This window comes from uncultured Veillonella sp. (assembly GCF_938010505.1).
GTDB lineage: Bacteria > Bacillota > Negativicutes > Veillonellales > Veillonellaceae > Veillonella.
Genome location: NZ_CALLVP010000040.1, coordinates 1 through 10348, shown reverse-complemented (window position 1 = coordinate 10348; position 10348 = coordinate 1). Strand labels below are relative to the sequence as shown.

Annotated in this window: 9 protein-coding genes; 6 read left to right on the top strand and 3 right to left on the bottom strand. The window is 38.7% G+C overall.

Going from position 1 to position 10348, the window contains the following annotated elements; translation table 11 throughout:
• The first annotated feature begins 443 nt into the window (after positions 1-443).
• On the top strand, positions 444-2087 hold the full coding sequence (locus tag Q0507_RS01980) for a DUF438 domain-containing protein (protein WP_298711604.1): 1644 nt from the start codon (positions 444-446) through the stop codon (positions 2085-2087).
• A 308-nt stretch (positions 2088-2395) separates the two neighbouring features.
• On the opposite strand, the gene Q0507_RS01975 is transcribed toward Q0507_RS01980, so the two are convergent.
• On the bottom strand, positions 2396-3583 hold the full coding sequence (locus tag Q0507_RS01975) for a MalY/PatB family protein (RefSeq protein WP_298711602.1): 1188 nt from the start codon (positions 3581-3583) through the stop codon (positions 2396-2398).
• Positions 3584-4096: 513 nt separating this feature from the next.
• Here Q0507_RS01975 and Q0507_RS01970 point away from each other — a divergent pair.
• Positions 4097-5449, top strand: coding sequence for an NAD(P)-dependent oxidoreductase (locus Q0507_RS01970; RefSeq protein ID WP_298711601.1), 1353 nt, complete (start codon positions 4097-4099; stop codon positions 5447-5449).
• 469 nt (positions 5450-5918) lie between these two features.
• Positions 5919-6194: a helix-turn-helix domain-containing protein gene (locus Q0507_RS01965; RefSeq protein ID WP_298711599.1), complete on the top strand. Its 276-nt coding sequence runs from the start codon at positions 5919-5921 to the stop codon at positions 6192-6194.
• Here the strand turns inward: Q0507_RS01965 and Q0507_RS01960 are convergent.
• A complete protein-coding gene (locus Q0507_RS01960) occupies positions 6172-6849 on the bottom strand; it encodes a lactate utilization protein (protein WP_298711597.1) in 678 nt (225 codons plus the stop codon). The two genes, Q0507_RS01965 and Q0507_RS01960, sit on opposite strands and share 23 nt — an antisense overlap.
• A gap of 359 nt (positions 6850-7208) precedes the next feature.
• On the opposite strand from Q0507_RS01960, the gene pta reads away from it, so the two are divergent.
• From pta to Q0507_RS01945, 3 genes are all read left to right on the top strand, one after another.
• Positions 7209-8207 carry a phosphate acetyltransferase gene (pta, locus tag Q0507_RS01955; RefSeq protein WP_298711594.1) on the top strand — a complete coding sequence of 333 codons (999 nt, stop codon included), beginning with the start codon at positions 7209-7211 and terminating at the stop codon, positions 8205-8207.
• Between the two features lie 305 nt (positions 8208-8512).
• Positions 8513-9316 (top strand): hypothetical protein, encoded by an 804-nt coding sequence (locus Q0507_RS01950; RefSeq protein WP_298711591.1) that lies wholly within the window; start codon positions 8513-8515, stop codon positions 9314-9316.
• 18 nt (positions 9317-9334) lie between these two features.
• Positions 9335-9880, top strand: a complete 546-nt coding sequence (locus Q0507_RS01945) for a glutathione peroxidase (RefSeq protein ID WP_298711588.1) — start codon at positions 9335-9337, stop codon at positions 9878-9880.
• Between the two features lie 144 nt (positions 9881-10024).
• Here the strand turns inward: Q0507_RS01945 and Q0507_RS01940 are convergent.
• The coding region (locus Q0507_RS01940) for a dioxygenase (protein ID WP_298711587.1) at positions 10025-10348 on the bottom strand (324 nt) is incomplete at its 5' end.

Genomic DNA, 10348 nt, shown 5'->3' with positions numbered 1-10348 from the left:
AGAAACAGAAACAGAAACAGAAACAGAAACAGAAACAGAAACAGAAACAGAAACAGAAACAGTAATAGTAATAGTAATAGACAAGTAATTTAAATATATAACGGATAGTTGATGTGTCTCCCTTCATGTATGAGCCGGGATGGATAATCATCTATCCGTTATTTTTATCTCTTTTTACTGTTTTCGAGCGTATAATTTATTTTATTGGTAAAGAGTTACTATTGGTAAAGCGTTACATGATATTTTGAAAATTTTTGAATTACTTTCAAAAGTATTGCCACGGATACAGATTTTCTAATCGATATCGTTTATCATAGATTCATAGGTCATTATATATAGACCTTTCACAGTAAATAGATAGCCTTATATGCGAGATTTTTACGTATAGGGGCTCATTAATATTAGTAAGTATTTTATAAAGATTTTGACATGAGGGGCTCAAAATGGAAAAGAAATTAGATCTATCCAAATCTGTATATGATTTGGTAAAAGAATATCCTGAAGTAGCAGATATTATGAAAGAATTAGGGTTCAGCGAAATCACAAACAAGGTGATGTTGAACTCTGTTGGTAAAATCATGACCATCCCGAAAGGGGCTAAGATGAAAGGCGTATCCATGATCGATATCGTGGGCGCTTTCATGAAAGCTGGCTTTACCTTAGAAGGTGAAATGCCAAATCTATCTGGTGATGATGCGGAAGCTGCGAGTCATCCTGGCGTGGCACCTACTGCAGCGGCTATAAAGTCTAATGTTACGGACGTATCTGCTAACGTAGCATCTAGCACAGTTGCAGCAAATGCAGTAGAAAGCAGTGCACCAGTATCTACTACAGTGCCAGCTAACACTGACGAAAATTCCGAAACTAAGGCTGAAGATGCAGTTCAAGATAGCGAACGTGTAGAGCAGCTCAAAGGCTTCTTGAAACGTTTAGGCACAGGTGAAGACCTTGGTGCCGTTCGTGAAGACTTTGCTAGTCAATTCGCCCATGTTGAGGCTAGTGAAATCATGAAAGCTGAACAAGGCCTTATGCGTGAAGGCACACCACTAGCAGAGGTTCAACAATTATGTGACCTTCACTCTGCCTTGTTCCATGGCTCCACTATCCATGAACAAATGGAGTCTGAACACGCTAAGGTTGAGGCTGTACTAGAAGCACAAGAAAAAAGTCAAAGCGTAGTAACGCTAGTCGAAACAGTAGGTCATCCACTCAATCGATTAACAGAAGAAAACAAAGCTCTTGATGCGTTGATTGAAGCTACAAAGGTTAAGGTGACCGATAAGACTGCTACGGTAGATGATGTAAACGAAGTGCGCCAAGTGTCTATTCACTACGCTAAGAAGGGAGACCTTTTATATCCTCATTTGAAAGTAGCCTATGATATTTCTGGTCCATCCATGGTTATGTGGACTGTTGATGACGATATTCGCGATGGCTTTGGTCGTCTAGCTCGTGCTAAGTCTATTGATGATGCTTGGTACGAAGAGTTTGATGGTCTTCTCACACGTGCTCAAGAGATGATCTACAAAGAGCAAAATATCTTGTTCCCAATTTGTGCAGAGAACTTTAGTACTGAAGAGTGGTATCAAATCTACAAAGATACAGCGCAGTATGAAGAAATCTTTGGGGTAAAACGCACTGTTTGGACAGAGGCTGAAGCCGCATTAGCTACACAAACAACAAAAGCAAGTGGCGATGATAATACTATTGTTCTAATAGGTGGTAGCTTAACTGTAGATCAATTAAATGCCATGCTTAATACAATGCCAATGGAAGTAACCTTCGTTGACCACGAAGACATTAACCGTTACTTCAACGATGGTGAAAAGGTCTTTAAACGCCCTACTACAGCTATCGGTCGCGATGTATACTCTTGCCATCCTCCAAAGATAGAGCCTATCGTACGCGGTATTATTGAATCCTTCCGCAAAGGGGAACGCGATAATGTGGCGGTATGGCTTGAAAAGGTAGGTCGTCCATTCTATGTAAATTATATGGCGGTGCGCGACCAAAACAATAATTACCTTGGTACATTAGAATTAGTTCAAGACATGCAATTTGCAAAAGACCATTTCAAACGTTCCTAGTAAATTTTATTTTAAATATCTCTACTAAAGATTATCTTAAACATTCTTAGTAAAAGGCTATTAAATATCCCTGCTAAAAGGCTTTTCAAACGTTCCGAATAATCGATTATTTCAAATACTCCTGATAAATAATTGCTTTAATACTCCTAATAAAGGCTTTAGATGTCGTTAATAGTAACGTATGATTAGCTAAAAGTAGGTTTAAATATAATAAGAGGCAGTCACAGACGTGTTATAAACCGCTGTGACTGCCTCTTTTGATTATATAGTGATATTGAAAGTTAACTATTATTTTAAACCTGAAATATTTAAATGTTTTGTAGGATAGCATCCGTAGCAATTTTGATGTTCTCAAGGCTTGTGGCCAAGTTCAAGCGCATAAAGGTTGCGTAGCTTTCACCACCGAACCATTCACCAAAGCTTGGTGCAATACCGGATTTATTTTCAAAGAAATCATGCATTTCCTCTGGTTTAAGATAAGCGCTAAAATCGATCCAAGCCAAATAGGTGCCGTCCATAGGGCTAATGCGAAGTTCAGGCAAGGTGGCAAGTAGTTTATTGCACATATAATCATAGTTTTCTTTCACTACATTGAGTAGGTCCGTTAGCCATGCTTCTGCTTCTGGATGTGTGTAGGCAGCTGTGATGGCTGCCTCGGCAAGGACGTCCGAATCTGTATGGTATACAAGGGCTTTAAAGGCGTTGTAATGATTCCGCAGCTCTTCGTTAGGGATAATGATCTCTGCGTGGTGCAGGCTAGCCATATTGAACGATTTTGACAACGAGGACATGGCGATGAGCTTGTCTGTATACGCTCCGTTAGACACAGTTAATGCAGATGTAAATGATGTAAGTCCCGTAATGAGGTCCTGATGGATTTCATCACTAATGATGAGTACCCCGTGACGCTTACAAATGCTAAATAGCTGATCCATCTCATCTTCGATCCATACATGGCCCACCGGATTATGCGGATTACAGTGAATGAATAACTTAACATCGTGTTTGACGATAGCCTCTTCAAAGGCCGCGTAATCAACAGCATAGCGGTTATCTTCGTTGTGTGTCATGGGAACGGCGATGATTTGCCGCTTCGCATCGCTGGCGCTACTGTCGAATGCGCCGTACACAGGGCTTAACACTGCGATGGCATCATTTGTTTTTGTGAAAGCTGCTATGCACCACATGATGGCTGTAATAACATTGGGGGCACTAGTAAGCCAGTCGCTAACGATTGTGCAGTTATGATGACGTTTGTACCAACTAATGACAGCCTTTAGGTAATTGGGATTTGTCATGGTATAGCCTAAAGGAGTAGCTTTCACATAGTTGCAAATCGCCTCTTGGATGCACCGAGGCGGCATAAAATCCATATCCGCCACCCATAGTGGTAATAAATCGATGCGATTGAATTTTAAATGTTGTCCGTCCCATTTTCTGGAATGAGATCCTCGGCGATCAATATAGTATTTTTTGGTAAACTCTGCTGTGTTCATAGGGAACCTCGCATTAGTCAAAATTCAGGATAGATTTGGCTGTGGGTAGCGTGCAAAAGTCGGAAATCTCTGTTTATATTATATCAGTATATGTATCAAGTTATATGTAAATATTAACATTAATATAGTTTAATCTTGCATATAATATTAAAATAATTATGTTATTAATTACATAATTGCTTTGCGAAGGTAGTGCTAAATTTAGAACTTAACACATCGCTATGGAAAGGGGTGCCTACGGGTGCCTCTTTTTCTATGCAATCCTTGCAAGTATAGGGGCTATATTCGTATACAAAACCTGCTAGATTTGCTTGACTGTTGGGACTTTCACATTTTAGAATATACTATAGAATAGTGTGAGTCTGACCAGTGACCACACGTCTATCGAATGGTTACAAAAGATAAATGTTAGCAGCATGTGGCGGCATCCCTATGTGAGAGGGCTCATCGGAATGCTTAGGTGCATGCAACGCTATAAGTATAGTACTGGATCCTTGTTAGGAGGCATGTGCCATGAGTAACGAATTAAAACCACTACATTTTGATGCGGATTATACGCTGGAGGAAGCGCTCGCCGAGGCGAAACGTTGTCTAAATTGTCCAAAGCCATTGTGTAAAATGGGTTGTCCTATTGAAAACGAAATCCCTCGTTTCATTCAAGCCATCGCACGCGGTAACTTTGGTGAGGCCAATGATATCTTGGCGGAACGCACAAACTTGCCATCTATCTGTGGTCGCGTATGTCCACGTGAAAATCAATGTGAAGGCAACTGTATCATGAATAAGGCAAAAAAACCGCCTATTAATATCGGTAAATTGGAACGCTTCGCGGCTGATTTTGAAAGCATCAATGAACTTCGCAAACCTAAGAAAATCAAACAAGATCTCGGTAAGGTAGCTGTAGTAGGTTCTGGTCCTGCAGGCTTGTCCGTAGCAGGTGATGTGGCTAAACTCGGTTATGAGGTAACTGTATTTGAAGGCCAATCTGAACCAGGTGGGGTACTCTTATTCGGTATTCCAGAATTCCGTTTGTCTAAAGCCGTTGTACGTCGTGAAATCGCTCGCCTTGAAGGCTTAGGCGTTAAATTTGTATGCAATACATTTATCGGTCAAGATAAAACCTTGGACGATCTCTTTGCTGAAGGTTTTGACTCCATCTTTATCGGTACTGGTACGCATATTCCTCAAGAAGTGCGCATGGAAAATGATGAAGTGCATGGCGTATTCCAAGCAATGTACTTGTTGACGAATGTACAATTGGTAGAAAATGGCGAGCTTGATGAAGAACAAATTCCTGTTAAAAAAGGCGATCGCGTAATTATCATCGGTGGTGGTAATGTAGCGATGGATGCGGCTCGTACATGCGTGCGTTTAGGTTGTAAAGCGGTAACTGTAGCATACCGCCGTAGCCAAGAGCAAATGCCAGCCTTGTTATCTGAATACGAAGAAGCGCGTGCTGAAGGTGTTCAATTCCAATGGTTCGCTTCTCCAGTAGGCGTAGAAGGTAAAGATAAGGTAGAAGGCTTCAAATACGAAGTGATGGCGCTTAACGAAGATGGTGCAGGTATCCACGGCACTGGTAACTTCCAAGTAATGCCTGTAGATAAAATCATTATCGCTGCAGGTCATAAACCAAATGCTCGTCTTGTTGGGGAAGGTAATAACCTACAAGTAGACGAAAAAGGTTACATTATTACTGCAGAAGATCCTTATGGTATGACTAACCGTAAAGGCGTATTTGCAGGCGGTGACGTTGTACATAAACCAGCTACTGTAGTATTAGCGATGCGTGAAGCTAAAAAAGCTGTTGATGGCATGGTTAAATACATGGAAATCAAAAAAGCACAAGAAAGCATTACTCAATAATCTTATATAAATACATAGAAAGGACTATACAGTTGAACCGTATAGTCCTTTTGTATTGTTAATAGACTTATTATTTCTCAATGTATGTTAACAATATTGCGTATTTACTATACATCGTATAGTCTTCTTGTAGTATTAATAGAACTAGGTGATTTTATAAATCAAGTGTATGCATAATGTATGAATACTGTATAGAAATAGTAATATATAGATAATACCTGTATTTTTTGATTTATTCACTGTATTTTTAATGATAATAATTTTTATATATACTAAAATTCCACGAAATGATGAAATCCTACGCAACGTAATCTACATAGTAAAAAGCCTTAACTAAACTGATTTAAACATTAGTTTTTGTTAAGGCTTTTGTGTTATTGCATTTCAACTACTACTAGGCGCTGACTGAGCCTAGCCGTATAGTAAAGGCATAAGTATGTGTTGAGGGAGAAAGTAGATAGAGGTTGGCATGAATCCTATCGTATGTTGTCAAGACTTACAAGTTCGACAAGAAATTCATAAACTTGGTGTATTGATTTTACTTTGGCGCAGACAATTGGGAATGACCCAGTATCAATTAGCAGATAAATCTGGTCTAGCTCAATCTTATATTAGTGATCTTGAAAGTGGTTCTATCGATCCGAGGTGGTCTACAATTTATCGGGTTGTATATGGACTCGGAGAAATGAGTATACAAGATTTTTTGAATGGACCTCAAGCTGTTAGAAGCCTAAAGATTCATTAATGATGATGACTTCCATGGTTTGCATATTGCGCATCTTTTTATAGTAAATGGTTAATGCATTACATATGCGGTCGGGAGAACCACAGTCATAGCATTTCTCTTCTAATGTAGCACATGGATTGAGAGAACTCTTTTTATTCTTTTTACTGTTGAGTGGAGCGGCTACATTTCGTGCACGATAAATGGCAGAGGATAAATCGAGTGTGATTTTGTTGATACCTAATACAAAAAATACCTCTTGGGATCCGAATAATGACGCAGCTACACGATTGCCTGTACCGTCGATATTCACCATTTCTCCTGTTTGAGCAAGAGCGTTTACAGAGGTGAGGAATACATCACGGCCCATTGTGCGCAATGCGGTGTCGCGGAAGCTTTCACCGGGAAGTGGACGTTGAATATCCGTTATGTCCTCGTTGACCTTAGATAAAGCATCATAAACACCTATTTCTAATAAAGTGCGAGAATCGCCGATGGCTACACGTTTATTTTGAATACGACCTTTTAAATAGAAAATAGCTTCAGAGCCCGTTTCAAAATAATGGACTATAAATTTATTTCGCTCTAAGGCTTTGATTGTCTTTTCTATATCTATGGGCGTTTCGTTAGGCTGTGGATGCATAACTGCGTCGATTGTCGTTTCTGTATTCGCCATGATTCCTCCTGAATGGGGATAAAAGTAGTATCCTCTTGATAATTAGTATAGCAATGTCTTGGTATTATTGTAGCCTTTTAATATAACTAAGCCAATACTTTATCATGGGATCATTCAGGTGATACTCTTTTAAAAGTTGGAATAGAATCCAAATTAGTCATAAAAAAGTGTTAAAGTTGGAATAGATTCCAAGTTGATAGGTAAAAATTGGAGAAGTGGGAATGAATTCCAACTTTCACTAAAAGGAGTAAAATTGGAATGATAGGCTAAGAAATAATTTTTGCTTTAACCAATAGGTTGAATTTGCTATAATAATAGTATTGATATGGCATAATGCCAATGTTAAGGAGGCAAAAATCGTGGATTTAATTCAAAATTTGAAAAACCAAGTAAAACCATTAGGTAAAAAAATCGTATTGCCAGAGTACCAAGATGAACGTGTTTTTGTAGCTACTGAAATCATTTTAAAAGAAGGTTTCTGCACACCTGTATTAGTAGGTAATCCTGCTGAAATCGCTGAAGCTGCTAAAGCTGCTGGCGTATCCATCGAAGGCGCTGAAATCATCGATCCGACTAACTACGATCGTTACCAAGAAATGGTTGATACATTCGTAGAATTGCGCGCTAAAAAAGGTATGACTCCTGAAAAAGCTGACGCAACTATGAAAGGCGACTGCTTATTCTTCGGCGCTATGCTTGTTCGTCTTGGCGCAGTAGATGGCATGGTTGCTGGTTCTGCTACTCCAACTGCATCTGTATTGCGCGCTGCATTACAAGTTGTAGGTACTAAACCAGGTCTTAAAACTGTATCCTCCACAATGGTTATGTTCACAGATAAAAAAGAATATGGCGATGATGGCATGCTCATCTTCTCCGACTGCGGCGTATTGCCTAACCCAACTAGCGAACAATTAGCTGATATTGCAGAATCCACTGTAGAAAAAGCTCGCAAAGTTGTTGGCATGGCTGATCCTCGCGTATCCATGTTGTCCTTCTCCACTAAAGGTTCCGCTTCCACTCCAGAAGTAGACAAAGTAGTAGAAGCTGTTAACATGTTGAAAGAACGTAATGTGGACTTCAAATTCGACGGCGAATTACAATTGGACGCTTCCATCGTTCCTTCCGTAGCAGAAAAGAAAGCTCCTGGCTCTCATGTAGCTGGTAAAGCTAACATCTTGATTTTCCCTGATCTTCAATCTGCTAATATTGGTTACAAATTGGTTCAACGCTTCGCTGGAGCTGACGCTATTGGTCCATTGATTCAAGGTTTGGCTAAACCTATCCATGACCTTTCCCGCGGTTGCTCCGCTCAAGACGTTGTAGACGTTGCGGCTATCGCTGCTGTTGAAAGCATCTAATTTCCATAATAACTTCATTTGAACGATTCAATGAAATATAAAAAGCTGATTCTTCGGAATCAGCTTTTTTGTTTTATACAGATATTGTTTGATATCTTTTGTAAATATATTGGTGAAAGCATATAGTGTTTGTAAGTTAATTTAGAACATAGAGAGTCAGAAAAATATAGTAGTTGTTTAAATTTATATAGAAGGTGTATGATTAAGTTAAGAATATTTAATTAATATATTTAATCAATGTTTTAGTAAATGCACTTGATATGTACAAGTGTAGTTGTGTTTAGAGTCGTGAAAAGGAGAGGGCTATGATTTCTGTATTCGACACACATCCCGTTGTTTTTGAAAGTGCTGATCGTACCTTAACGATTAGTTACAATGGTGTACTTTGTAAAGATAAAAATGGGCAGGTTGTAACCGACATTAATTTTGAAGATGTAAATGAGCTTCATCTCACAAGATATTTAAATTCAAACTCTAATTATACGATTGTGTTTAGAGACCACAATTGGAAAAATATTGAAGGCCAAGATTTAGATACTGACCGTACAGATTGTAATGGTGGTCATAATATTCGTGAAACCAAAGCAATCATTGCTGCCTTTGCTCGCCATAAATTGACAGCGGACTTCCCTGCAAATTTAGACACGCTTCAATTGCCACTAGATTACTCCTACATGGGAAAACGAGAAATTACTATTAAAAACGGTGTTATCTTAAATGGTAAGGTAGATATTCCTATTAATGAGATTCGTCGCGTAGTGTGTGCATCTAATGGTACAATTAGTAAACTATTAGTGTATAAAGAAGAAAAACCTAGCTCTTTCTTTAAAAAAATTTTTGATTCTCCTGATATGAAAATCACATTGAATGCCATTACGTTGCCTTTGTTGGAGGCTATCGTAACGCGCAATACAGGCCATGGTATTGATTTTACCCGCGGTAACGGTTTTGACCAAAAGGATTCCAATTATATTATTATCCGCTATCTTGACTCTGGTTACTTCCTTGATAAAGATGGTACAGCCCCTACAGAATGGCAGGAAACAGCCTCTGAAACAACGGCGGCCTTTGATTATGATATTCGTTATAAATATAATAGCGATTATTAATATAAGTTAGGAGATAGTATGTCTGTTTATCAATTTTTTCTGCCTACAAAGTCTGGTGAGTTACAATCATTGAAAGATTTTGAAGGCAAGGTTCTTATCATTGTTAATACGGCCAGTAAATGTGGTTTTACACATCAATATGAAGCCTTAGAGGCTTTATACAAGCAATATAAGGAGGAAGGCTTAGAAATTATCGCCGTTCCTTCCAATCAATTTGGAGAAGAAGAACCTGGTTCAAATAGCGAAATTCAATCGTTTTGTAAATTAAATTACGGTGTGACCTTTACGGTTATGGGAAAGGCAGATGTGCGCGATGAAAGTGCATTAGATCTTTTCAAATACATGATTCGAGAACATCCATTCCAAGGATTCCCACCTAGTGATAAGACGGAAATGCTTACGGATTATCTTAATGGTATTGACCCTAATTATCTTAATGATGATGAAGTAAAGTGGAATTTTACTAAATTTGTTGTAGATCGTAAAGGTAATGTAGTGGGCCGTTTTGAGCCTGTTGTAAGCCCAGAGGAAATGGAAGCTTTCATTAAAGAATTACTAGTGTAGTTTATATTCCTGAGGTGAGTACAGGCTGCACTTGATCAATTTAAATCAAATATTGAAAAATAATAGACATATAAAATCTGCTTGTACCATAGGTACAAGCAGTTTTTGTGTGTATAGATTTATATAGTATTAGTGTGTAAGTTATTATTCTGCATCCTCAAAGATAAAGCCTGTCATGGATAGGGAGCCTAAATTATAAGTTTGATTAAATACAGTCGGTTTTGCACTTTCACTCGCACCCATAATATAAATTAATGGCAGATAGTGATCTGGTGTAGGTGCTGCATAGCTAGCCTGAGGATGTCGAGTGTAATTAACAATAGCATCTATATCGTTTTCTAAGACTGCCTTAGAAATGTATTGGTCAAACTCAATTGTGGCGGAGGTGCCGGATGGACTGTCCCATTCTATGTGTCTTAGATTATGAACGATATTACCGCTACCCATAATAAGATAGCCTTCATCGCG